This window comes from Lactiplantibacillus sp. B652, assembly GCF_023806745.1.
In the GTDB taxonomy this organism is placed as follows: Bacteria; Bacillota; Bacilli; order Lactobacillales; family Lactobacillaceae; genus Lactiplantibacillus; species Lactiplantibacillus pentosus.
This window is the reverse complement of record NZ_JAMSKY010000001.1, coordinates 451428-474779: the sequence shown is the minus strand read 5'-3', so window position 1 is coordinate 474779 and position 23352 is coordinate 451428. Positions and strand designations below refer to the sequence as shown.

The window sequence follows — 23352 nt, the reverse complement described above, 5'->3', positions numbered from 1 at the left end:
CAATTTTAGACGTTTAAGCTGGCATTTCACGTCACCTAATTGGCTACAGAGACTTTTGAGTGTCCACGACGTCTGTAGAACCGGTATACTAATAACATAAGCATAAATCATCTAATACGAGGGAGCCCAATATGAAACAAATTGTAGCGGGAATGATTGCCCACGTCGACGCTGGTAAAACGACGCTATCAGAAGCGCTACTTTACCGTTCTGGGGCGTTGCGGCAATTAGGGCGTGTGGATAATGGCGATGCCTTTTTGGATACGGACACGCTTGAAAAACAGCGGGGCATCACGATTTTTTCGCACCAAGCTAATTTAAAATATAATAATCTTGATTTGACATTACTAGATACGCCGGGACATGTCGATTTTGCGACACAGACCGAACAAGTCCTTTCCGTCTTGGATTACGCAATTCTGGTCATCTCAGCGACCGATGGCGTTCAAGGCTATACGCGAACTTTATGGCGATTATTAGCGCGCTATCACGTGCCAACCATCATCTTCATCAATAAGATGGACGCGCCTGGAACGGATGCGGCGCACTTGATGGCGCAAGTTCAACAGACCTTATCGCCTGGTTGCGTCGCCTTTAATACGGTTGAAGCCAATGCGACGGCTACTGAATCGCCGACGGTTCCAGATGCGGCAATGGAAGACATTGCGATGCAAAATGACGACGTTTTGGCCGATTACCTTGAAACGGGGACGATTGATGATGAGACGATTCGGCACATGATTCAGCGCCGCGAGATTTTCCCCTGCTACTTTGGCGCGGCCTTGAAATTAACGGGTGTCGATGACCTCATGACTGGGTTGGACCACTGGACACTGCCGAAACCAGCTGTGGCTGAGTTTGGCGCTCAGGTGTTCAAAATCACGCATGATGAGCAGGGCGAACGGCTAACCTGGGTCAGAGTCACTGGCGGTGCGTTGCATCCTAAAGACGTGGTACTGGGCGCGCAAAAGGTCAATCAACTGCGCATCTATAGCGGGACGAAGTATGAGACCCAATCAGTGGTCAATGCAGGGACGGTCTGTGTGATTACTGGGCTAACCCAGACGTGTCCTGGTCAGGGATTGGGCGCTGCAGCGGATGGGCAACAACCGCTGATGCAACCGGTCTTAACGTACGCACTCGATCCGCAGTCCGAGGACTTGCATGCTTGTTTGACGGCACTACGACAACTTGAGGATGAAGACCCGCAACTACACGTCACCTGGTCGGAATCGTTACAAGAATTACGGGTACAAGTGATGGGCACGATTCAACTAGAGGTGTTGCAACAGTTGCTCAAGGACCGGTTTCAACTAACGGTTCAGTTTGGCACTGGCAGTATTTTGTATCAAGAGACAATTACCGCACCAGTTGAAGGGGTCGGCCACTTTGAACCGTTGCGGCACTATGCAGAGGTGCACTTGCTGCTGGAACCGGCACCCCGGGGTAGTGGCTTGCACTTCGCTGCTGATTGTTCCTTGGAAGTCCTCGGTCGTAATTGGCAACATCAAGTCTTATCTAACTTACAGGCAAAGACGCAACGGGGCGTACTGGTTGGGGCGCCACTGACTGATGTCAACGTGACCTTGATCAGCGGTCGGGCTAGCATCGTCCATTCAGTCGGAGGCGACTTCCGCGAAGCAACGTGGCGCGCTTTGCGTCAGGGATTGATGATGTTGCGGCAACGAGGTGCCTGTCAGCTGTTAGAGCCATGGTATCGTTTCCGATTAGAGGTTGGTCAAGACCAGGTAGGCCGGGCAATGACGGACATTCAACGGATGAACGGCGAGTTCGATGCACCGGTCGCAAATACTAGTGTTGCAACGGATGGCACGGAATTGACCACGATTACCGGCGTGGCGCCAGTCGCAGCGATGCAAGATTATTCGCAAACGGTGCGGGCCTACACGCATGGTCAAGGCCAATTGGAGTGTGTGGTGGATGGCTATCGGCCATGTCATAATGCTGATGAAGTCATTGCGGACGAATCCTACGTCCCAACTGCAGACTTGGAAAACACGCCTGACTCCGTCTTTTGCGCACACGGCGCGGGTTATCCGGTGGCTTGGGATCAGGTGCCGGAGATGGCGCATGTGGCGTACAGAGACTTGAAAACTGATTAGATTGACGAATAAGCTCGAAGTGATTAGACGAACTAGTCTGGTCATTTTGAGCTTTTAAAATAGCTAAACATTGGTCGGTGGCTTAGACCAAAACACGTTTCGATTGAAAGTAGTCGGGTTTTGACAAACTTGGGTCAGGTCAGCTGCCTTCAAATGGAGATAACGACTTGACACTAATGGATGTTAATTATTGAAAAAGCAGCAGCGATGATTTATCCTTAAAGGTATAATTGATATAAAAAATATCGAAAGAGGAAACAAAATGAAAATCGAACTCAAAAAAATAACCATCGAACATATCAAGAATGTGGCGAATGGGTCGATTGATTTTTTCCATAAAGACAAGCCACTGAACATCGTTGGTGTGTACGGGGCGAATGGGTCCGGTAAAACAACGTTGGTTGATGCGATTGCATTGATCAAGCAAATTGTTGAAACTGGTCTAATTGGTAGCCAAGCTGATTATCAACATGATTTAGTGGATTTGATTGATTTTACGCAGAATCAGCCAGCACACGTTCGGATTGTTTTGGCAACTGATCAGGCGGATGTCACCTATGACGTTACTCTGCGTCGAACGGCTCAGCGGTTAGTCATTGATGATGAGCAGATTCGATATAAAGCCAACCAAAAAGGGGGCAGGACGCGGACTTTGCTGCATTACCAACGCGGCTTTTCTTGGAGTGACGATATCCCAATCCCCCTCAAAGACCTGACCAAAACGGTTCAGCGCAAAATTCGAGTGCCGAAGAATATGGTCGACTTACGGGTGCTCAGTGAGTTAGTTGACGAACGGGCGGATTCATTTTTCTTCAATAAAAATATGTTGAAACTCCTAACGACTACCGACATTTTTTCGGACCAGCTGTTGACCGTGTTGAAGGTATTCAAGCAATTCGCATTAAACCTGGCTGTCTACTCGAGCAAGATTTCTGGACAAATTTATTCGGATATTTTTTTACCATTGAGCTTTTCCGTCGATCAGGCATTTGGCTTAGTGCCGATTCCAACTGATAGCACTAAAAACATTAGCGCTGAATTATACGAGGTGGGAGTCAAAGTTTTCGCGCAAATTAACGAAGTGTTGCCGGTGCTCATTCCCGACCTCACCATTTCATTAGCGAAAAAAGAAGTGACCACGAATCAAAAAGGCGACGAAATCTTGACTGTTGAAGCGGTTGCCCATCGTGGTACTCACCATTTTCCATTACGTTGTGAGTCGGATGGCATTAAGAAAATCATCTCGATTTTAAGTACACTAATCAACACGTATAATCATGAAAATATTATTGCTGTGATTGATGAACTAGATGCAGGTATTTATGAATACTTGTTGGGGGAACTAGTCAGCGTGATGTCGGATCGTGCAAAGGGACTGCTGATTTTTACATCGCATAATTTGCGCCCGTTAGAGGTTTTGCCATATCACAAAATTATTTTTACAACGATGAACGCCAGTAATCGGTATATCACGATTAAGAATATCAAAGCAACGAATAATTTACGTGATGTTTATCTGCGTGCGATTCAACTTGGCGGAATGGACGAGAGTATCTTTAATCATAATAATGAGATCAATATTAAGCGGGCGTTTAGGAGAGCTGAGATGAAGCCAACAAATGATTGAGTTCGTGGTTGACTCAATCCCAGCCATAACCTTACATTGCCAAGGGTAGTCGCTAAAGTTGCGTCATTGGTACATACTTATGAATGGCGGTATTGTTGTGGCCTGACTATTTAGCGCATCAAGTCACTGGTAGCTGATAATGGATATTGCTCGGCTTGCCGACTTGATGGCACGGAAAAATTGAAATGATTTTAACTAGAAGGAGTGGATCTTAGTGAAGAAAATCGCGCCCATTTTCGTGGGACTCGGGGCGATTAGTTTTGGTGTGCCGGCATCGTTGTTTAAAATTGCGCGGCGAGAAGGGGTGGCTAATGGCCCCTTGCTGTTCTGGTCATTCCTTAGCGCAGTCGTTATCTTAGGTGTTATTCAATTAGTTCGACACGCACGTTTAAAAGGCCAGGCAACGAGTTGGAAGCAAATTGGCCTGGTGATTGCGGCAGGAACGGCATCAGGGTTTACTAATACCTTTTATATTCAGGCACTGAAACTTATCCCAGTTGCCGTGGCTGCGGTGATGCTGATGCAGGCAGTCTGGTTGTCGACGCTGCTAGGGGCAGTCATTCATCATCGGCGCCCCTCACGACTACAAACGGTCAGCATTGTTTTGGTATTGCTAGGCACGATTTTAGCTGCTGGCCTGTTTCCGATTACGCAAGCACTCTCACCATGGGGCTTGTTGCTTAGCTTCTTGGCCGCTTGCTCATATGCTTGTACGATGCAGTTCACAGCTAGCTTAGGCAATAACCTCGACCCGTTATCGAAAACGTGGTTGCTGTGTTTGGGTGCTTTCATACTCATTGCCATCTTGTGGTCGCCGCAATTGATTACCGCACCAACCACGCCAGCGACGGTCGGTTGGGGTGTGCTAATTGCACTCTTTTCCATGGTTTTCCCGTTGGTCATGTATTCACTATTCATGCCATACTTGGAACTGGGCATTGGGCCAATTCTTTCTTCGTTGGAATTGCCAGCTTCGATTGTCGTGGCATTTGTATTATTAGGTGAAACCGTTGATTGGGTTCAGATGGTAGGAGTTGTTGTCATCATTACGGCTGTCATTTTACCGAATGTGTTAAATCGACGACGGATACGCTAAAACTTGATAGTTACGACAAAAGCCACCAGCGAGCAAGTCTGCTGGTGGCTTTATGTTTCACGTGAAACAGGTTTATCACTGAAGAACGTGGTATTAGGTCTTTTGATCTGACGAGGTCTACTGCTAGATCAAAGTGTCCAAAGATCCAGTTAAGATTCCGTTGATGGTAGGCCGAAATTATGGAAGTTCGTCTGAAAGAACTAACTCTCACAAACTTCGATTCTTTATATATTGAGAATAAGATTGGTTATCGCTTCAAAGCCTTCTTTTCTCGTCTTAATCTTACTAAAACTACAAGCATTGCAATCGTAATGAGTGCCAAGAATGCTTTTATAATCAGACTCTGAGGTTTAAGAAAAACGTCGGTGAAAAGAACTATCCATGCCATTTTAGAAATGACATGTTCGTATTCAATCATGCTGCAAGCCTCCTAATGACTGTCATGCTAGATGTTAACTGCAAGTTGTTTCGGATACCTTAATGAATGTTAATTTAGTATTGGATAAGATATCAAAATCTGAGAATTAGTTTTCAAAACTTAATTCATTATTTATACCCAAGAAATTCTCCTATAAGTGATTAACCAAAAGCGTGTTTGAGCTTAACAATTCTATTCACGTGGAGATCCGCTCGTTTTTAATAAGGGGATCCGGACTAACTATATAAAAGGACGAGTCTTTTTTCTACAGGAGAACTTAAACAGTCGATATTCAAACGTTAAGTGGAATTTTGTAGATGTTAATGGCGGTTTAGGAATGAAAATCGACCGTTCGTGCGGAATAGTAAGAATCTGGATCCTTTATCGTATACTTATTGAAAGAGTGATAAAGTTATAATGACAAAAATATCAGAGCGTATGTTGTCTATGCTCTAGTGGAAAGACCTTGTGATAAGAGAGAATGCTCAAGCATAGGTGTGGGCGCTTTTACATCCATTTACTATCTTTCTTGGAGTCTGACTTGAATGCTTAACAATTCATCCGTTATATTATGCAATGTTTAAAAGGAGTTATAATAATTATGAAAAATATGAATCGTACGACGAATAGGAAAATATTACTTAAAAAAGTTGTTCACAAAACGCTTGTGCAGTCAAAAGCTCATTGTGCGTTGTTTTGCTATGAGCCTAAGAATCCTCAGCTCAAGAGTCTAACCCACAAATAGTATGGTAGATTTTTTAAATATAGTCGTCCAAGTGACCTCGTTGCTATTAATCTATCATAGAATAAGCAGCATAAAATTAACCATGCGAGAAATTGCGTTGGTTTTTTTAGGGACGTTTTTCAGCAGTATACTGCTCAGCACATTCTTTTTTACCGTTGTCATTATGATGTTGACAGCGATTGGCATAAAAGATGGATTGCATCAAAAGAAGTATCTGGCGTTCTTTTATAGCGTATATAGTGTCACTTTTTTTAGTTTAGTTGGAAATCTGTCATCTCTTTTAGGAACGTTTGTAGACGGGGAAAGTATTTATATACCTATATTTTTTACAGCACTTCCTGTTGTTATCAATGAATTGATTTGTAAGCTTATAAATCCTGATTTTGATTTTTTGAGAAGTAATTATGGCTATGCAACAAGAAATCTTGTGATTGGCGTTAATTTTATCTTCTTCAGTCTCTGTACAGTTCAGTACGGAAGTTACTACTGGGAAGATACTATGGGCGACATCGGATATGTGCGTTACTATCTGACTGGTAGTTTTCTACTATTGCTAATAGCTTTAGTGATTTATTTGAATTTAAAGTTAAGCGCAATACAACAGTCACAGCTCCGATGCCTACGTGAGGAACAAATAAAGCATATGGAACAATATACTTCTCAAATTGAAAATCTTTATACTGAAGTTAGAAGTATCCGGCATGATTATATTAATGTAATGCTGAGCCTTAGCCATGGTATTGAAGATGAAAATATCACAGAAATCAAAACAGTATACAATGAGGTGTTGTCAGGTCTGAATGCTTCATTACAAAGCAGTAAATATAGTTTAATTAATTTAAGTAAGCTAAAAGTTCCTGCAATAAAGAGCATACTGTCATCAAAGATTATTTACGCCCAGCAAAATGGTATAGAAGTAAATATTGAGATTTCCAGCGACGTTACGACGACTTACTTTGATTTGTTGGATTATATTAGAGTGATCGCGATTTTTCTTGATAACGCCATTGAAGCCTCCCTTAGTACAGACCTCCCTGAAATGTCTATTGCTTTCATTGAGGAAGACGATAGCCAAACTGTTATTATCGTGAATAATGCCCCGGATAGCTATATTGATAAAAGAAAGATCTTTGAATCTGGCTTTTCAACCAAGGGGGATAACCGAGGGATTGGATTGGCGACTGTTAAGGACATACTAAATAAATATCCCAACGCAAGCTTAGAGACTGAGTTTAAAAACAGTCTCTTTACGCAGAAGCTAGCAATCAAAAAGGATGTGTAGTCAATTGAATGTTTTTGTTTTAGAAGATGATTTGATTCAGCAGCAATATTTGAAGAAACTTTTACTGGAACAAAAAAGTAAAAATAATTGGAAAGATATCGTAATCCTTGAGACAGCACGTCCAAACGACATAATCGAAGCTGTGAAATCTAAGCCAAATAACAATATCTATTTTCTGGATATCGAAATTCATAACAACTTCAGTTCAGGATTTGAGTTGGCACAAGAAATTCGAGAGTATGATCCTTTTGGGTGGATTGTTTTTGTAACGACTCATTCTGAATTTTTGCCAATAACTTTTAAATATAAATTAACTGCTCTAGATTTCATCGATAAGAGTTTACCCGATCAAGAATTTGAAAATCGAATAAGCGAATGCGTTGAAATGGCGCATAAGAATCAAAGAAGAAACCTTAGTGAGGATTTATTTATCTTTGAAAATCAACAATCAAGTTTTCAGATTCCTTTTTATGAAATTTTGTTTTTTGAGACGACTGAGTTAACGCATAAGATAAGGCTTGTGACTAAGAGCAAATCTAGTGAGTTTTACTCAACATTAAATGAGATTGAAAATCAGGATGGGCGCTTATTTAAATGCCACAAGTCCTATGTGGTCAATTTACTGAATATTCAAAAAGTTGATCGTGTTAAAAGAATTATATACTTTGAAAACAATGAGCACTGTCTTGTGTCTAGAAGTAAAGTCAAAATATTATTGAAGAAAATGACTGAATTACAACAAAAGGCTGAATAATATCATATTATGGAAATAATCTGCTATTATTCATGGTTTCCCGATTGGTCATGTACTCATTATTCATGCCATACTTGGAGCTGGGCATTGTGCCAATTCTTTCTTCGTTGGAATTGCCGGATTCGATTGTCGTGGCTATTGCGTAAACCGTTGACTGGGTTCAGATGGTGGGGGTTGTTGTCATCATTATGGCCGTTGTTTTACCGAATGTGTTGAATCGGCGGCGGATGCGCTAAAAATTAATAGTTACGTACAAAGCCACCAGCGAGGTTGAACTCGCTGGTGGCTTTTAGGAATGTTTCACGTGAAACATTCCTAAAAAATCATCCCATTACTCAATGTGACCACTTATTAGTTGCCTCAACGACACACTTCGGGTAATCTAGGACCAACTTGAAAGGTGGCGAGCAAAATGACTTATCATATTGAACCAGCGCGAGCGGACAGTGATTTTGCGTCAATTCGAAAGGTCTATTACGAGACTTGGTTATCAGCCTATCGCGACTTAATTCCTGAAGTCGCCCTTAAGCAACTCACACCCGCTATTTGGCGTCCTGAACGACATTGGCGCGATATGTTACTGGCGGTAACGTCCGGTAGTGAAATCATCGGTGTCTGTACATATGGTCCGGCCCGTAATGCGGCATATGCAGGGTGGGGGAGCTGTATTCGTTATACGTGCGCCCAGCGTATCAGCATGATGGGGTGGGGCACCAATTAATCACGACGGCTCTGCAACAGTTGCGTGCTGATTTTTTGCAAATCTATCTATTGGTCTTGGCTAACAATGACACTGCGCAACAGTTTTATCGTCAACATGGGTTCCGTGATACTGGTCGTCAATATGTCGATTAGGCGCCTTTTGGGACGCTGCATGAACAAATTTTTATCATGTCATTTAAAAGATGAGCAGTCCGTTCAAGTGTGTCGGTATTCGGCATACTTGGTGGATTGCTCATCTTTTAAGCGAGCTTAGTAATTAATTGTGTCGCAACGGCGCGGACTGAAAATGGATTTTGGCCCGTAATCAGTCGACCATCAGTGACGGCATATTCACTGTAAAAACGGTGTTGGCTAAACGTGGCGCCGTGCGCGGTTGCTTGGTCGCGATTAAGGAAGGGCACGACCCGTTTTTTGCCGGCGAGACGCTCTTCAGTGGCAGTAAAGCCGGTAATTGTTTTGCCCGCAATCAGGAATTGCCCGTTTGCGTCCTTGATGTTGAACAGCCCAGCAATCCCATGGCAGACGGAAGTGACATAGCCGCCGTGCTGATAAATGGCACTGGCAATGGCCTGCAATTCAGGATTATCTGGAAAATCCCACATGACACCATGGCCGCCGGTATAATAAATGGCGGCGTAATCCTCAGGCTTGATTTGGCCGGGCGTCAAGGTATGGCTCAGGGCGCGGTCGATAAAATCAGGGTTTTCGTAAATCGCCATGGTTGCGGCGTCCGTGTACTTCATGCTTCGTGGATCTAGTGGCACAAAGCCGCCCTTAGGACTGACGTAATCCACGTCAATGTGGGCTCGCTGCATTTCATCGACAAACTCTGCTGCTTCGCCCAACCATAAACCGGTGGGGTCGTTGGTACCTTGGTAACGCATGACGTTAGTTTCGACGATCAGCACTTTTTTCATTGTTAATCACTCCTAAAATTAGTGCGCATTCTGGTCAGCTGAAGTCGTTGCAACTTCAATGACAATTTTGCCAGTCGCGTGGCCGGAATGCGAATATTGTAACGCGTCATTAATTTGATCAAGTGGCATCACGCGGTCGATAATTGGCCGCAGTGTGCCTTGCGCCAGTAGTTCGTTTAGAATGGTCAACTGCTGACCACTCGGATGCATAAACAAGAAATCATAGGTCGCATGCGTTTGCTTTTCTAACCGACTGAGGGGCCGGGTCGCGAGGGCAAACAACCATTGTTTCCAGACAGGCACACCGTAAGATTTGCCAAACCGAGCGTTAGGTAAGCCGGCGATACTGACAACGTGGCCGCCCGGTTTAATGATTTTGAAGGCTGCTTGTAAGTCCTGACCACCCCGGGTATCGAGGACCGCATCGTAATCAGTTAATACGTCCGCAAAGTTTTGCTGATGATAATCGATAATCTTGTCGGCACCTAAGGACCGGACGAGGTCGAAATGTTGCGGGCTAGTGGTTGTGGTAACGAATGCGCCGAAGTGCTTTGCCAGCTGGATCGCTAGACTACCGATACCACCTGAACCACCAGGAATAAAGACTTTTTGACCAGGCTGAAGCTGCATGATATCGTGTAACGCTTGGTAGCTCGTGAGACCAACTAGTGGAATTGCGGCGGCCTCGGTGAAAGTCAGGTTCTGTGGCTTGAAGGCAATGGCAGTATGATCGATCGCGATAAACTCAGCGAAGGTACCGATACGGTCTTTAGGCGCACGGCCATAGACTGCATCGCCAACTTTGAAAGCTGTGACTTGAGCACCAACTTCAGTAATTACGCCGGCAAAATCATTACCCAACGTTAACGGCATGTGATATTTGAGCAGGGGTCGGATACCACCGGCCATAATTTTTAAATCGAGCGGATTAATGCTCGCGGCCATAATTTTGACGAGGACGTCGTGGGCGCCAACGACAGGAACTGGCGTGTCTGTAAGTGTCAGAGTGGTTTGTTTGTAATGGTTAATCTGTGCTGCCTTCATAAGGTTCCTCCGTATCCGTTCAAGCGTTTAACATCTTGAACAAAGCATGGTGCTGATTTTAGACCGTCGCTTACTAAAAGTCAACAATTATTGTTTGACTTTTGTCGTTTGCAAGTGTTAAATGGTTTAAGAATACGAACGAGTAAGCCAGCTTTTATCATTAAAGGACGTGAGTAGATGGCAGAACAAACGATGGCAATTTTCAAAGCAGGAGTGCCAATTTTCAGCATTTTACAAGATACGCATCGCCAACAAATTCTCGTGATGCTATGCCGGACTGACCAGATGACGGTCAATCAGATTACGGAGCAAGTGGCCTTGTCACGACCAGCTGTCTCGCATCATTTGAAATTAATGCTGGACGCGGGCATCGTAGCAGTGAACCAGACTGGAACTGAGCGGTATTATCGTGCCAATATGGGGCCAACATTAAAATTACTGCGGGAGCTGACCGCTTCCTTAGAGGCTGATATTGCCAGTCAACAATCCCCACAAAACAACTAACACAACACGAAAAACACCTGCACAAGAAATGGCCCCCTGGTGGGTGTCTTCTTGCGCAGGTGTTTTTGTATGATGAAAGGGATTTGCTAAGAAATTTGGACTAAGCTGCCGTCCGAATGGCTTTGAACGCCTGGTGGTAAAGGGCCCAACCAATCAAGCAAGTTAGGACATCGGCAACGGGTTGTGCCCAGATGATCCCGGTTAACCCGAATAACTGGGCCAGGATCACGATGGCTAGTCCCAGCAAGACCGCCTGACGAGAAAGGGCCATCGTCAACGCACTCATAGCCGCGCCGATTGATTGGAAGACCGTCGTGAAGACTAGAATGAAGCCGACCAATGGTGTCGTCAGCAGCATCGCCCGGAGCATATGAGTTCCCATACTGATGATTGCGGCTTGATTCATAAATAATTTAATCAGCTGTGGGGCAAATAACATCAAAATAATGGCACAAATCGAAGCATAGCCGCCTTCAATTTTTAAGTCAAACCGGAGTGTCGCTCGCAGGCGGTCCCAATTTTTGGCACCGTACGTGTAGCCGATGAGGGGCTGAGCACCAAAGGCAAAGCCAACCATCACCATCATGACGACCATGTAGATTTTTTGAACGATTCCCATCGCGGCCACGGCTTGGGCGCCATAAGCAGCCAAGTAACTGTTTAAAATCATCATCCCAAAACTCTGCGTTAGATTGGTCAATGAGGCGGGAATTCCGACCGCGACCACGGCCTTAAAGTCTGGCCGCGAAACGTGTGCGAGTTTTGGTGCCAGTGACAAGGTCTTCGTCCGGCGCATAAAGAGCACCAGCAGTCCAGTATTCACGGCGTAGCCCAAGACGTTCGCAAAAGCAACCCCCGAAGCACCCCAGTGAAAGCCAAATAGGAAGAGGGGATCAAGGATGATTGTCAAAACGGTCCCGCTGATCGTCGCAATCATCGATAGTTGCGCCAAGCCTTCAGTCCGAATAATATTGCCGGGAACCAGTGAGACGATGATGAACGTTGACCCCAATACTAAGATGCGATAGAAATCTGAGATATAGGGCCGCGTGGCGGCAGTCGCGCCCAATAACCCGAGGATGGGCTGCTCAAAGACCAATAATAGCGCGGTAATCACGAGGCTGAGAGCAATTGCGATATAAAAGCAAAAACTACTGATACGCGCACTTTGCTCATAATGATGTTTCCCCAGCGCTCGTGAAATCACGGCACTGCCACCGAGACCAAAAATATCGCCAATCGCCAGCATAAATGAAAACAGGGGGCTGCCGAGCGCAATCCCGGCGACTAAATCAGCGTTGCCAGTCTGAGCAACGAAGAAGGTGTCAGCCAAGTTGTAAATCATACTGGCAACCATTCCTAACACCACGGGTAAAGCTAGATGAAAGTAGGCTTTAGGAATCGGTGCCTTTTCGAATAAATCATTCATAAAAATAAGGTCACTCCTTAATCTGAACTGTCGGTCGTAGAAGGTGTGACGAGACGGACAGAAAAATAATCATTATTTTCATGATACGCTTGGGTGTCAAGGGGCTCAAGAAATTTTGCATGGTAGCGGGTCGTGGTTGTGATTGCTGCACTGAATTGTTGCAGTCAAAGTTGCACTGCTGGCGAGACAAAAAAGGTATTGTACAGCCATTCAGCGTGCAATACCACCATAATTGGTTAGATTAAGTACTGGATTAACGAAGGTCGATCTGGTGTAGGTTGACTGGCATTTGACCGGTATGATGGCCGACCGTACCAGCATGCATGGCTTGAGCGCCGTGAACAAAGTGCGCACCAGTCGCTGCAATTAATCCCATTCCTAAAACTGTAATAATACTTAATACCATCATAGTCACCCGTTTCTGATTATTTCTGCACATCTATTGTAGCGCTTACATCGCCATTGTCCTTTGAGTTGTATTAGAATAGAATTAATATTTTCACTTTTATAAAATGAAGCGTTAAAAACCTGAAAGTGGGCGATTATTTGAAAATTACGGAAGGTTATTTACCGTTCCGAGGGTATCAGACTTATTATCGGATCGTGGGGGACCGCCAGTCTGAGTTGACACCACTCTTATTGTTACATGGTGGCCCGGGCTCAACCCATAATTATTTTGAAAGTTTTGATGAATTATCACGTCAGACAGGCCGACCAATTATCATGTATGACCAGTTGGGGTGCGGTCGCTCGTCGATGCCAGATAAGCCAGAACTGTGGCAAGCAAGTACTTGGGTGGCGGAATTACAGACTTTACGCACAGCGTTAGATTTGCCGGCTATTCATCTGCTCGGCCAATCGTGGGGCGGCATGCTCGCGATTATCTATAGTTGTGATTATCAGCCCCAAGGCCTTAAAAGCCTGATTCTAGCGAGCACCTTGTCATCTGCTCGATTATGGGCGCAAGAACAGCATCGAATGATTCGATTGATGCCGACGTCGGAGCAAACGGCAATTGCAGAAGCGGAGCGGCACCATGATTTCACTGGGGTGGCATATCAGGCAGCCAACCAACACTTTATGACCCAGCATGCGAGTGGCCCAGTCACGGCCGCTGACCCGGAATTCTTGCGGCGACCTAAACGAACGGGGACGCAAGCCTATCAGGTAGCCTGGGGACCAAACGAGTATTGCCCGACCGGAACGCTCGCCGACTACGATTACACGGACAAGTTGCGTCAGTTACAAGTGCCTACGCTAGTCACCAGTGGGACGGACGACCTGTGTACGCCCTTGATTGCCAAGACGATGGTCGACCAGTTGCCGAATGCGACGTGGACGTTATTCGCTCATAGCCGGCATATGGCGTTTATTGATGAGCCAACGGCCTACTTTGCTCGTCTGCAACGCTGGTTGGCCGCACACGACTAACGAAAATCTGGGGTAATATTTCCCGGGAAATACTCGCACGAAAAACGGCACCCTAGCTGATAGGGTGCCGTTTTGAGCTGCATCGACGATGATAAAGGTTATTGAAGCAATCTTTTTGGTCTGACTAGTGTTGATAGACAAAGACAAATTGCTGGTCAGTGGATGCCTCAGGGTCAAATTGGTAATCGGGATGATCAAACTGGGTGATGGCCGCCACGTCGGTCACTTGATGCTCTGCGAGGAACCGAACCATGGCGCCACGAGCCATCTTCGCTAAGGTGGCCTTGGTCTTCAACTGACCATTAACGCGACTGGCAAAGACGATGTCAATCATCGGTTGCCCAGGCACCAGATATGGCCGAATCGCTTTTGTATACTCCTGCGAGGCCAAGTTGATGATTGGCTCTGGCTGAGGGGTCAAAGCCTGATAGAGTTGGTCATGCCAGAAATGATAGAGATCCTTGTAAGCACCAATCTTAAGCCGAGCCTGCATCTCTAGCCGATACGGGACGATACCGTCGAAGGGGCGCAGAATACCATAAAAACCTGACAAAATACGTAAGTGGTCCTGGAGATAGTCCAGGGCTGGTTGGGTAAAGATGTCTGGTGCCATGTATTGATACTGAATCCCACTGTAACTCAAAACAGCGGGAGTTAACTGTTGTGTTAGGTCAACTTTTTGCAGCCAATCATAGTTGGGTTGCGCGAGCTTGTCGCTACAATGCCACAATTGCTTGGCCTCGGGGTAACTCAATTGCCGCAACCGTGTCAGTAATTGTTGTGCTTGGTCGAGATAGACCGGGGTCGTGAGCGATGGAAAAGCGTCTTGATCGACAATCATTTTTTTAGCTGGAGCGATGATAATTTTCACGAAATCACTACTTTCAATCAAAAATAATGCCATTAATTTAATGGAAACGAGGTCACTTTTACGTAATAGCTTAATATAGACCTGAAGTTCTGACAATGGCAGACGAGTCGTCTGATTCGTTTTCACCTTAGACGGGCCTACCGCTTTCACCTATACTAAGGCTAATGAAGCATTGGTGAAAGGAGAAATTGGTGTGGCCGTTAAAATTTCAAAACCATTGAAGCGACTGCTGAAGGCGAGCGTGTTAGGGCGCAACAAGAATCACCCACTGGCTGGGTGGAACGTCTTAACGATTTTATACCACGATGGGGGGAGTGGGACGGCGCTGACGCTTAATTTCTTATTAGATAAGTATAACCGCAATTACTTAGAAGCAGATGAGCGACCACTGAGCGATGCGGTTTTGAAAGAAGTACTGCGCGTCGTGAGTGAGGACGCGCGGTTAGTGGATGTGGCACCCCGGAAGGTTCGAATGCCGATGCGTAATGGTGGCTTTCATATGCAGCAATCGTATGTTTATCGGATTACGAGCAGTGGAATTGAATATTTATCCATGATGCAAAAAGTGGTCGAAGCTGAAAGTACGGTCACTGCCAATATTACGCGCATCAATGAATTTTGCGATTATGTGCATACTTTGAACGTACCGCAAGCTGATCTGACGAGCACGGGCATCTGAATTGCCGCCCAATTTTTCTCAATCCTAAAACACACGACGGCGGAACAGTTGTTGGCTATTCAGACGCCGCAACAAGTTGTCGAGTGGTTGAGTCTGTATGGTAAGATCTCCCCGAGTCGAACGCATGCGGTAACGTTAGAACTTGCGCCTTTTCAAGACGAAGCCAACACGATTCACGTCTTAGAATGCTTCGTCGAACAGGAACAGTTGATTGGCAATTATGAGCAACTGATTGGAAATTGGTTACAGTAACTGATGAATGCAAACTTATGTTCCCTAATCGAACCTGGTTGCGTTATAATTAGTTGAAGCACATTAAAGACTAAAAGGGGTTTGACATCATGGATTTAGCACTTTTAAAGCAAGTTGCGCAAACGACGAATAAGATTGCGCTTAGTACGGCAGTTAATAGCGAAGCCGACGTTAAAATCGTCAACTTTGTGTGGTATGCAGATCAGCCGGATACGTTATATTTTTCATCGGTTAAGACGAGTCCGGCCTTAAAGGTCTATGATCAGAATCCAGATATTGCCTTTATCACGATTCCTAATGACGGGACGCCCGGGAACCCTTATTTACGCGCGCAACACGTCAAGTTACAACGGTCCACTAAGACCATGGATGAGTTACTCCCACAATATTTAAAAACGATTCCGAACTATCAACAAGTATGGGATGCCATTGGATCAACCTTGGTCGTCTTCGAATTGAAATTATCCACACTGTTCGTCGATGCCGGCGTGGGTGGCGAAAAACAAACGTTACAGTTTGACTAGACTAAGTGTAGAAGAACAGTCGTTTTAAGCGTGCTGGTCCCTGCCAAATTGATTGTTGAAATAATACAAGCTTTACTTTATTTATACGGCCTTATTCCAGTATTTTGCTGGGGTGAGGTCGTTTCTGGACGTAAAGCATGATACAAGACTCGAGTCTAATAAAAATGTTGTTGAAACTTAACCAGTGACTTGGAGATAAGATGAATGAATAATACAGTCGTAATTGAAAACATAAAGAAATGGCTGAAGCAAACGAAATCATCACAAGTGTGGTTGGCAGAACAAATTCAAGTCAGTCCGACGATGCTTAGTCAGATGCTTAAAGGGGAAAGAAAAATCCAAACTAAACATCTGATCAGTATTTGTAAAGTGACGGGCATGACACCCAATCAATTAGCTAAGGACGAGAACAAACAAGATTCTAATGAGCCCGCATACGTTTTAATGGGAGAACTTTCAAGTCGGGAATCCACAAGGGAGTTTAAGAAACTACTCTTAGACATTAAAAGCTATGTGGATTTAGAGGCGATGACCCATGAGTAAACAGGACAGCGGTCTGAAGCGAATGCAGTGAGTGTCTTTTAAAGATAAAATGTTGGCTCAAATATAGTCATTGGTTCAGATATGGTGTGTTTTTGGAGCCAGCCCAAAACAGAAAAATTGGTTTTCGAGGTATCGCTCTCAGAAATCGGCTTATCGGGATTATCTAAGTGTGGAGCACATCGTACAATATGAGGGCGTCAACAAACACTAAACGGCATGATTCTGGAAGAATACCGGAATCATGCCGTTTAAAATAATGAATAGGACTTTAATTCTTTGACAAGGAGTACCGCCTACTCACGCAAATCTCGTTTCTTTAAGGTTGAACAAAGTTAGAAACGGTTGTCCAGACGCAGGTTAATTGGTTACCACTGATTAGCTGTTGCATGCTCTTTGCCCGCAACATCAGTTCAATTACTTAACATAAGCAGTTCGATAATTGGCGGCACCACTGAAGTTGTTATAAACGACACCTTGTAGATGAGATTTGACCAAGATGCTAGAACGACCTTCATACAACGGTGTGACTGCTTGGTCGTTCAATGCAATTTTGCCTGCTTGGACTAAATCTTGATAACGTTTCGTTGCATTTAAGGCGTCGATGCCTTCAGCGGCTTGCATTGCACGGTCATAGGACTTGCTTTGATAATGCCCCATGTTGGAGTTACTATCAGATGTCAGAATCGTCAGTGATTGCGATGGATCAGCGAAATCCATGGCCCAGCTGGTCAGATTCAACTGATAGTCACCCTTGGAGACTTTGCCCAGCATGGCAGTGAATGGCATTGCCTTGATATTGACTTTCAGACCGGGTAGATGGCTGGTGAGCTGACCTTGGATGAATTCAGCGATTTGATGCGAGGCATCATCATCACCACAAGTAATCGACAAGGTCAGCTGCTTTTGATGCAATTGTTGTTGTGCCTGGCGATAGGTGGTCCGGGCCTTGGCTAAATCATAGCTGACCGTACCGTTGACCGTGGCATCATCGACAAAATCTGCCCCAGTCTTGGGATTCTTAGCCATATTACGAACACCGAAACTCTTCGCCGGAATCGATCCGTTGGCCAATACCTTGTGCGTTAACTGGTTGCGATTGATGGCTAAGGATAGCGCCGTTCGTAGCTTCTGGTTGGCGGCAACGTGGTCGTGCTGATTATACTGAATGAAACCGATGCGACCACCAGCGAGTGTTTTTAATTCAGAATTAGTCTTATTTTGGACACTCTGTTCACCGCTAAGGGTGACCGTATCAAGCTTGTTTGACTGGTACAGATTATAGGCCGTCGTATTAGACTTAATGACCTGATAATTGATTTGGTGGAGTCGAACGAGCTGATGGTCATAATAAGTCGGGTTCTTTTTCAGTGTCCAAGTATTATTGGCCCCAGTCCAGCCGGTGAGTGTGAACGGCCCGTTATAAACGGTCTTGGCGGCTGAAGTGCCGTACTTTTGCCCGTATTTCTGGACGGCGTTTTGATTGACCGGATAGAAGGTCGAAACGGCTAAAATCTTTTTGAAGTAGGCGACCGGTTTGCTTAACGTAATCGTCAATTGATAGTTGCCATTAGCTTTGACGCCGAGCGTGGACGGTTGTTTTTTACCCGCCGCAATCGCGTCAGCGTTTTTGATATTCGTAAAAACGTAAGTGAATTCAGACTTGGTCTTCGGATCAAGCGTCCGTCTCCATGAATAGACGAAGTCATGGGCGGTTACTTTGTGGCCGTTGCTCCAGCGCGCATCATGGCGCAGGTTGATGGTATATGTGTGGCCATTGTTGGTCACGGTCGTTTTAGTTGCCAAGGCGTTGACTGGTTTACTCTGGCTGTTCAGGCGGTATAGGCCTTCATCAACCTGCGTCAGTTGACTGTTAGAAGTGCTATCAGTCATTTTGGCCGGGTCAAGGCTCATGATTTCAGAGCCAGCGGATAAGTTGATGACCTGTGATTGTTTGGTATGACCGGCCTGCGAATGGGCGTTAACGGTGAATCCGATACCGCCAATAATTGCCACGCCGCCGATCGTTAATAATAATTTGTGTCCCCGTGATAAACTCATGTTGTATTCCTCCAAAAGAATAATTAGATTGGTTGAAGTTGTACAATGAGTTTTGCCATCGTTTTGTGACCATGTATTTCACCCCGTTTGAAAGTCAAAAAAACCGTCCTTATCCAGCCAATGCCGTGTTAAGGACGGTTTTGAGAACCGCGGTGCCACCTTAATTGAGTGTTCACGAATTTAGTCATATAAATTCCGCAAACACTCCTACTCCATAGGGAACCAACATTCCCCTGACAACTGACGTATGTCGCACGTCTTATCGTACTCTCGACAAATGTCGATTTCGGAAAAGCCCTCGGTGGTCCATTTAATTACCTGCGTTCGGCCATACTCTCAGCAACGATGACTCTCTGTGCGGGCACGATAATCTTGATCTCCACCTCATTGGTTTATAAGGACGATATTTTGTTGAAAAGAGTATACCGCTAATGAAAATCAGTTGTCAAGGGCTGGAAAAATATTGGTCAGCGGATGATTGTCAACAATCAGATTTTTTACCTAACGGACTTTAACGGTAATAATACAGTGTTGGCGCTAAATGGCTAGTGGCTTTCGATAGTTCAGCTAAACTAATAGCTTTCATTCTGTGAGAATAGAAATTATAATGACATCAAGGATGTAAACGAATTCATAAATGAACAGTCACACAGAGGAGGCGCCACGACATGAGTTTTCGAGTAGTTGCCGGTTATTTTGGCGAATTTAGTGATGAAGCGAAGCAGGCAAATCAAGATTTAGGTGTTATTGGGATTTCATTTCAGTATCAGTGCAATCTCGTTTATCCAGAAGGGGCTGGTCCCAACTTTGGTTTTCGGACGGACAAGCAAGCGATTGATGTCTTTGATGCATTGCACGTGGCGTACGATGGCTTTAAGGTGCAAGCCGGCCTAGTCAAAGCCATGGGTCTCGTGGATTATCAATTAATTGGTGGACGCTATGAACTCACAGGGCATGATTTTCGTGAATTGAGTTTGGCGGAAATTAATCAAAACTTAGCGGCTATGCCCGGATTATTAGTCACAGGTCCAATGCCGATACGATATATCACGTATCAACGAACGACTGATTCGGTGGATACGACCACCATTAGTGGGAACTGGACGTTAGGGGATAGCGTTGGCTTCCGCCAGTTAAACGACACAGCAACCGAGCCACTGCAGGCACCAGTGGCGGCGTTGATTACGGCAATTGACCAGCTAGGCGGCACATTACAGCAAATTGATAAACCAACACCACAAGCTTCAACGGCGCTTCCGGCACATTACAGTGATGATGTTCATCAGGCTAACGTTGATGTTTGGGTGGCTTTAACGCAGCCACAGGGTGACGAGCAGCAGGTTTTACAGGCGATTCACGCCGCAGAAATAGAGAACCAGCGCATGAATGAAGCACTGACTCGAGTTTATTTGAAGTAAGATGTTTCACGTGAAACAATTTTGTTTCGACGGATAATGGTGACACAATTAGGACTAAAATCAGAATAGATTGTTAGCTTAACAAAAAATGCTTACCAGTGATCAATCACTAGTAAGCATTTTTTGTGTTGCCCCAACTTAAAGTCGGCTGTTGTAAATCAAGAAACTGATGTAGCATTTATCGCCATCAGGTAAGTCGTAACCGGTATTTTCGTTACTGCCGTCATTTTCATGTAAAACGACGAATTCACCTGAACCGTAATCTTGATCGTTTAAATATTTCACTAAACGTTCGTCACATTCAGCTAAGGTCTTGCCGGTAACGACGCGCCGGTTCCAACCACGATGGATTTCAGTATTTGGATTAAGCATCTTCTCAACTCCTCTTAATTATAAAGTCATCAATTGCGCTTGCCGCGCGGGTTGCTGCGCTAGGGCAGTACGCGTTAGGTCAGCGTCGACTTGGTGGGTAGGATTAAAAATAATGAAACGTTCGCCAACGGTTTGAACTTGTTGATAGTTGTGGCTCGCCATAATGATCGTCTTGCCAGCAACTTGTAGCCGTTGCAGTAGGGTCAGCATGTGCTGTTGAGCGGCGATCGTGAGGCCGTTCAACGGTTCATCTAACAATAAAATTTCCGGGTTTAATGCGAGCACGCTAGCTAGTGCCACGCGCTTCTTCTCGCCACCCGACAGTTGGTACGGGACGCGGTCGGCCAAGTCGCCGCAGTCAGTTAGTGCCAAACAATCGTCGACACGTTGCTTGATGGTGGCCGCAGATAATCCCAGTTGGCGGGGCCCGAACGCAACTTCGGCCGCGACCGAAGTGTTAAACAACTGGACGTCAGTGTTTTGAAAGACCATCCCGATTTGTTGATGGAGTCGCTGGCGTTGTTGTGCGTTGGCAAGGTAGTCAGCCGTAATGGCTTGGTCGTGCAACCAGTAAGTGCCGCTGGTGGGACTCGCTAAACCGCTGAGGAGCCGTAACAATGTCGACTTGCCCGAGCCATTGGGACCCATGAGACACACAAACTCACCCGCATCAATCGTCAAATTGAGCGCGTTTAACCCACATGTATCAGGATAATCATAGCAAATATTTACCAATTTAATCAATACCACGTTAATGCCCCCAGAAAATAAAGACGGCCCACACGATTAATGCCGGTGTTAAGGCCAGATAATCACGCCAATGTGTTGAATGTGTCGTTGCCCGTGCGTAATGCCCGTTGAAACCACGTGCTTCCATTGCCGCATAGAGTTCTAGCGCGTACGCGTAACTTTTGATATATAAATTACCGAATAACGCACCAATCAAGCGGTACGGATGAGCCGCTGGTGCCACGGTCCGTAATTCTAAGGCTTCCATCGTCAACAATAAATGTTGTCCGAGCATCCGCAAGTAAGTGATTGCAATGGCTAAAGTCATGATTAACAGGTCCGGGCAGTGGAGCGCCTTCAAGCCCGTTAATAACGCTTGAAACGGCGTTGTTAGACGGTAATACTGGGCGTTTGCCAGCATTAGACTGGTTTTGAGGCCGAAAAATAATAAGGTGCTGGGGCCAGCTAGCCAGTAGCTAGGCAAAACGAAGAGTAATGCCGCCGCAACGCTAATGAGCCAACTTTTGATAAAGTGGCGGAGTTGGTGCGGTGGTAACCATAATAATTGGCCACCAATCAGTAGGGCCAGTCCCCATAACAGGATGGCGTTACGGCTCACAGCAATCAAGATGACCAGCAGTAGTAACCGAACCAACTTGAATTGCGGGGCGATTTGCCAGCGCGTCGTAACGGTGACCGGCGTCGGCTGCGCGAGGCGGCTCAGCAATTGGCGTAAATGCTGCTGATTGCGTTGCCACCATTGATGCTTAGTAGCGGCGGTGGCGACTGTCGTGGTCGTTTGCAGCCACGCTGGCAGCTCAGCGGTGTGACGGGTTGGTTTCATGTTGAAGGCCTCGAATCAAAAGTAGAAAAATCAAAATGGCAGTCATTCCAGATAAAATGTATCCCAGACTAACCGGTAATCCGGCAATCTTATAGTCGCTAAATAACGCTTGAAAGTGAAAGCCGTGGACCATCCCTTGTGGCGCGTGGGTGCTAATGTGTTGTTGCACCAGACGTTGCTGGAGTTCGTGAGGCGACCATTCACCCCAAGCAGTATTACTTGCTAGGAGGCCGAAAGGTGAAAGCACGGCTAGTCCCAGCAATAAAGCAATCCAGGGACGGTGATTTCGAAGCGTTGGCGTTTGATAGAGGTTGGTCGGCGCGACGCGTTTCACGAATTGAAAGACGAGTAACGTGAATACAACTTCGACCCAGCCCGCGACCAGTAAGTGGGCCGCTAGCATAGCCGGCACGGTGATGTTGAGGCCATACGGGCAATAGAGCGGGGCGCCACTTGTCGTATGAGCTAAGAGCGGTTGTAGTCCGAGCTCAATTCCTGCAACGAGTGCCGCCATGTTGATGCCCAAATAGGCGCCAACAGCGAGTCCTAATTTTTCATGGTGCCATTTTTGACCCAGCCGATAGCAAGCGTAACCGACGAACGGCATAATGACGGCCATATTCAGGGCGTTGGCCCCAAAGGCGAGGATGCCGCCGTCACCGAATAATAACGCTTGTAGCAGTAACGTCACGGTCAGTGCAAGACAAGCCGCCCACGGCCCAATCAGCACCGCCAGTAGTGTGCCCCCAACGGCATGCGCCGTCGTTCCGCCTGGAATCGGGAGGTTAAACATCATAATCAAAAATGCCAATGACGCGGCGATGCCGAGCATTGGCAGGGTTTCACGATGTGTTTTGAGTTGAACTTTGACTTTCAAGACGGCAACGGTCCAAACGGGGACCATCGCGGTGACTAGGGTTCCGCAGGTCGCGGGACTTAAATAATTATCCGGAATATGCACGGATGAGC

The 23352-nt window shown here is 45.7% G+C and carries 25 protein-coding genes and 1 pseudogene; 15 read left to right on the top strand and 11 right to left on the bottom strand.

What is annotated here, in order from left to right; genetic code table 11:
• Window positions 1-131 precede the first annotated feature (131 nt).
• The 3 genes from MZO40_RS02055 (at window position 132) to MZO40_RS02045 (ending at window position 4846) form a co-directional block, all read left to right on the top strand.
• Window positions 132-2123 carry a GTP-binding protein gene (locus tag MZO40_RS02055; protein WP_105960937.1) on the top strand — a complete coding sequence of 664 codons (1992 nt, stop codon included), beginning with the start codon at window positions 132-134 and terminating at the stop codon, window positions 2121-2123.
• Window positions 2124-2385: 262 nt separating this feature from the next.
• A complete protein-coding gene (locus MZO40_RS02050; RefSeq protein ID WP_105960938.1) occupies window positions 2386-3750 on the top strand; it encodes an AAA family ATPase in 1365 nt (454 codons plus the stop codon).
• 214 nt (window positions 3751-3964) lie between these two features.
• Window positions 3965-4846 carry a DMT family transporter gene (locus MZO40_RS02045; RefSeq protein WP_105960939.1) on the top strand — a complete coding sequence of 294 codons (882 nt, stop codon included), beginning with the start codon at window positions 3965-3967 and terminating at the stop codon, window positions 4844-4846.
• A 247-nt stretch (window positions 4847-5093) separates the two neighbouring features.
• On the opposite strand, the gene MZO40_RS02040 is transcribed toward MZO40_RS02045, so the two are convergent.
• Window positions 5094-5264 (bottom strand): hypothetical protein, encoded by a 171-nt coding sequence (locus MZO40_RS02040; RefSeq protein ID WP_165860954.1) that lies wholly within the window; start codon window positions 5262-5264, stop codon window positions 5094-5096.
• A gap of 827 nt (window positions 5265-6091) precedes the next feature.
• Here MZO40_RS02040 and MZO40_RS02035 point away from each other — a divergent pair.
• The 5 genes and pseudogenes from MZO40_RS02035 to MZO40_RS02015 all read left to right on the top strand — a co-directional run bounded on the left by MZO40_RS02035 (window position 6092) and on the right by MZO40_RS02015 (window position 8900).
• A complete protein-coding gene (locus MZO40_RS02035; protein ID WP_165860953.1) occupies window positions 6092-7291 on the top strand; it encodes a GHKL domain-containing protein in 1200 nt (399 codons plus the stop codon).
• Window positions 7292-7295: 4 nt separating this feature from the next.
• Window positions 7296-8045, top strand: coding sequence for a response regulator transcription factor (locus tag MZO40_RS02030; RefSeq protein ID WP_165860952.1), 750 nt, complete (start codon window positions 7296-7298; stop codon window positions 8043-8045).
• A 23-nt stretch (window positions 8046-8068) separates the two neighbouring features.
• Window positions 8069-8281 (top strand): annotated as a pseudogene (locus MZO40_RS02025) (EamA/RhaT family transporter); the annotation flags it as partial.
• 176 nt (window positions 8282-8457) lie between these two features.
• Window positions 8458-8766: a hypothetical protein gene (locus MZO40_RS02020; protein ID WP_225367179.1), complete on the top strand. Its 309-nt coding sequence runs from the start codon at window positions 8458-8460 to the stop codon at window positions 8764-8766.
• Complete coding sequence (locus MZO40_RS02015; protein ID WP_225367173.1) at window positions 8700-8900, top strand: N-acetyltransferase; 201 nt, start codon at window positions 8700-8702, stop codon at window positions 8898-8900. Before MZO40_RS02020 ends, MZO40_RS02015 begins: the two co-directional genes overlap by 67 nt.
• Before the next feature lie 107 nt (window positions 8901-9007).
• Here the strand turns inward: MZO40_RS02015 and MZO40_RS02010 are convergent, their stop codons facing one another.
• A complete protein-coding gene (locus MZO40_RS02010; protein ID WP_105960942.1) occupies window positions 9008-9685 on the bottom strand; it encodes a type 1 glutamine amidotransferase domain-containing protein in 678 nt (225 codons plus the stop codon).
• A gap of 18 nt (window positions 9686-9703) precedes the next feature.
• Window positions 9704-10729, bottom strand: a complete 1026-nt coding sequence (locus MZO40_RS02005) for an NADP-dependent oxidoreductase (protein ID WP_105960943.1) — start codon at window positions 10727-10729, stop codon at window positions 9704-9706.
• 177 nt (window positions 10730-10906) lie between these two features.
• Here MZO40_RS02005 and MZO40_RS02000 point away from each other — a divergent pair, with 177 nt between their 5' ends.
• Window positions 10907-11233, top strand: a complete 327-nt coding sequence (locus MZO40_RS02000) for a helix-turn-helix transcriptional regulator (protein ID WP_252133069.1) — start codon at window positions 10907-10909, stop codon at window positions 11231-11233.
• 100 nt (window positions 11234-11333) lie between these two features.
• On the opposite strand, the gene MZO40_RS01995 is transcribed toward MZO40_RS02000, so the two are convergent.
• Both MZO40_RS01995 and MZO40_RS01990 read right to left on the bottom strand, forming a co-directional pair.
• The gene (locus MZO40_RS01995) at window positions 11334-12662 is read right to left on the bottom strand and encodes an MATE family efflux transporter (protein ID WP_050337999.1); all 1329 of its coding nucleotides are present in this window, start codon (window positions 12660-12662) and stop codon (window positions 11334-11336) included.
• 253 nt (window positions 12663-12915) lie between these two features.
• Window positions 12916-13071: a hypothetical protein gene (locus tag MZO40_RS01990; protein ID WP_162985045.1), complete on the bottom strand. Its 156-nt coding sequence runs from the start codon at window positions 13069-13071 to the stop codon at window positions 12916-12918.
• Window positions 13072-13208: 137 nt separating this feature from the next.
• Between MZO40_RS01990 and pepI the strand changes: the two genes are divergently transcribed.
• Entirely contained in the window at window positions 13209-14093 is an 885-nt protein-coding gene (gene pepI / locus MZO40_RS01985) for a proline iminopeptidase (protein WP_105960944.1), read from the top strand.
• Window positions 14094-14217: 124 nt separating this feature from the next.
• Here the strand turns inward: pepI and yaaA are convergent, their stop codons facing one another.
• Window positions 14218-14964 (bottom strand): peroxide stress protein YaaA, encoded by a 747-nt coding sequence (gene yaaA / locus MZO40_RS01980; protein WP_050338351.1) that lies wholly within the window; start codon window positions 14962-14964, stop codon window positions 14218-14220.
• Window positions 14965-15157: 193 nt separating this feature from the next.
• Between yaaA and MZO40_RS01975 the strand changes: the two genes are divergently transcribed.
• The 4 genes from MZO40_RS01975 to MZO40_RS01960 all read left to right on the top strand — a co-directional run bounded on the left by MZO40_RS01975 (window position 15158) and on the right by MZO40_RS01960 (window position 16962).
• A complete protein-coding gene (locus MZO40_RS01975) occupies window positions 15158-15643 on the top strand; it encodes a hypothetical protein (protein WP_181186548.1) in 486 nt (161 codons plus the stop codon).
• A gap of 51 nt (window positions 15644-15694) precedes the next feature.
• Window positions 15695-15895 (top strand): hypothetical protein, encoded by a 201-nt coding sequence (locus tag MZO40_RS01970; protein WP_065674428.1) that lies wholly within the window; start codon window positions 15695-15697, stop codon window positions 15893-15895.
• Between the two features lie 89 nt (window positions 15896-15984).
• Complete coding sequence (locus MZO40_RS01965; protein WP_050337995.1) at window positions 15985-16419, top strand: hypothetical protein; 435 nt, start codon at window positions 15985-15987, stop codon at window positions 16417-16419.
• A gap of 204 nt (window positions 16420-16623) precedes the next feature.
• Window positions 16624-16962, top strand: coding sequence for a helix-turn-helix domain-containing protein (locus MZO40_RS01960; RefSeq protein ID WP_050337994.1), 339 nt, complete (start codon window positions 16624-16626; stop codon window positions 16960-16962).
• Window positions 16963-17376: 414 nt separating this feature from the next.
• Here the strand turns inward: MZO40_RS01960 and MZO40_RS01955 are convergent, their stop codons facing one another.
• A complete protein-coding gene (locus MZO40_RS01955; RefSeq protein WP_105960945.1) occupies window positions 17377-19020 on the bottom strand; it encodes a peptide ABC transporter substrate-binding protein in 1644 nt (547 codons plus the stop codon).
• Window positions 19021-19688: 668 nt separating this feature from the next.
• On the opposite strand from MZO40_RS01955, the gene MZO40_RS01950 reads away from it, so the two are divergent.
• Entirely contained in the window at window positions 19689-20438 is a 750-nt protein-coding gene (locus MZO40_RS01950) for a hypothetical protein (RefSeq protein ID WP_252133068.1), read from the top strand.
• Between the two features lie 138 nt (window positions 20439-20576).
• On the opposite strand, the gene MZO40_RS01945 is transcribed toward MZO40_RS01950, so the two are convergent.
• The 4 genes from MZO40_RS01945 to cbiM are packed head-to-tail and all read right to left on the bottom strand — an operon-like array spanning window position 20577 to window position 23344.
• Window positions 20577-20810: a hypothetical protein gene (locus MZO40_RS01945; RefSeq protein ID WP_003637349.1), complete on the bottom strand. Its 234-nt coding sequence runs from the start codon at window positions 20808-20810 to the stop codon at window positions 20577-20579.
• A gap of 18 nt (window positions 20811-20828) precedes the next feature.
• A complete protein-coding gene (locus MZO40_RS01940; protein WP_162255276.1) occupies window positions 20829-21560 on the bottom strand; it encodes an energy-coupling factor ABC transporter ATP-binding protein in 732 nt (243 codons plus the stop codon).
• 1 nt (window position 21561) lies between these two features.
• Window positions 21562-22383, bottom strand: a complete 822-nt coding sequence (locus MZO40_RS01935; protein ID WP_252133067.1) for an energy-coupling factor transporter transmembrane component T — start codon at window positions 22381-22383, stop codon at window positions 21562-21564.
• The gene (cbiM, locus tag MZO40_RS01930) at window positions 22358-23344 is read right to left on the bottom strand and encodes a cobalt transporter CbiM (RefSeq protein WP_105960948.1); all 987 of its coding nucleotides are present in this window, start codon (window positions 23342-23344) and stop codon (window positions 22358-22360) included. The genes MZO40_RS01935 and cbiM overlap by 26 nt, the downstream gene beginning before the upstream one ends.
• Between the last annotated feature and the right edge of the window lie 8 nt (window positions 23345-23352).

What these genes read in the sequence shown, in the direction of transcription:
- MZO40_RS02055 (WP_105960937.1), top strand. Translation starts at nt 132, where the DNA reads ATGAAACAAATTGTAGCGGGAATGATTGCCCACGTCGACGCTGGTAAA.
- MZO40_RS02050 (WP_105960938.1), top strand. Translation starts at nt 2,386, where the DNA reads ATGAAAATCGAACTCAAAAAAATAACCATCGAACATATCAAGAATGTG.
- MZO40_RS02040 (WP_165860954.1), bottom strand. Translation starts at nt 5,264, where the DNA reads ATGATTGAATACGAACATGTCATTTCTAAAATGGCATGGATAGTTCTT.
- MZO40_RS02035 (WP_165860953.1), top strand. Translation starts at nt 6,092, where the DNA reads ATGCGAGAAATTGCGTTGGTTTTTTTAGGGACGTTTTTCAGCAGTATA.
- MZO40_RS02020 (WP_225367179.1), top strand. Translation starts at nt 8,458, where the DNA reads ATGACTTATCATATTGAACCAGCGCGAGCGGACAGTGATTTTGCGTCA.
- MZO40_RS02010 (WP_105960942.1), bottom strand. Translation starts at nt 9,685, where the DNA reads ATGAAAAAAGTGCTGATCGTCGAAACTAACGTCATGCGTTACCAAGGT.
- MZO40_RS02005 (WP_105960943.1), bottom strand. Translation starts at nt 10,729, where the DNA reads ATGAAGGCAGCACAGATTAACCATTACAAACAAACCACTCTGACACTT.
- MZO40_RS02000 (WP_252133069.1), top strand. Translation starts at nt 10,907, where the DNA reads ATGGCAGAACAAACGATGGCAATTTTCAAAGCAGGAGTGCCAATTTTC.
- MZO40_RS01995 (WP_050337999.1), bottom strand. Translation starts at nt 12,662, where the DNA reads ATGAATGATTTATTCGAAAAGGCACCGATTCCTAAAGCCTACTTTCAT.
- MZO40_RS01990 (WP_162985045.1), bottom strand. Translation starts at nt 13,071, where the DNA reads ATGATGGTATTAAGTATTATTACAGTTTTAGGAATGGGATTAATTGCA.
- MZO40_RS01965 (WP_050337995.1), top strand. Translation starts at nt 15,985, where the DNA reads ATGGATTTAGCACTTTTAAAGCAAGTTGCGCAAACGACGAATAAGATT.
- MZO40_RS01960 (WP_050337994.1), top strand. Translation starts at nt 16,624, where the DNA reads ATGAATAATACAGTCGTAATTGAAAACATAAAGAAATGGCTGAAGCAA.
- MZO40_RS01955 (WP_105960945.1), bottom strand. Translation starts at nt 19,020, where the DNA reads ATGAGTTTATCACGGGGACACAAATTATTATTAACGATCGGCGGCGTG.
- MZO40_RS01950 (WP_252133068.1), top strand. Translation starts at nt 19,689, where the DNA reads ATGAGTTTTCGAGTAGTTGCCGGTTATTTTGGCGAATTTAGTGATGAA.
- MZO40_RS01945 (WP_003637349.1), bottom strand. Translation starts at nt 20,810, where the DNA reads ATGCTTAATCCAAATACTGAAATCCATCGTGGTTGGAACCGGCGCGTC.
- MZO40_RS01935 (WP_252133067.1), bottom strand. Translation starts at nt 22,383, where the DNA reads ATGAAACCAACCCGTCACACCGCTGAGCTGCCAGCGTGGCTGCAAACG.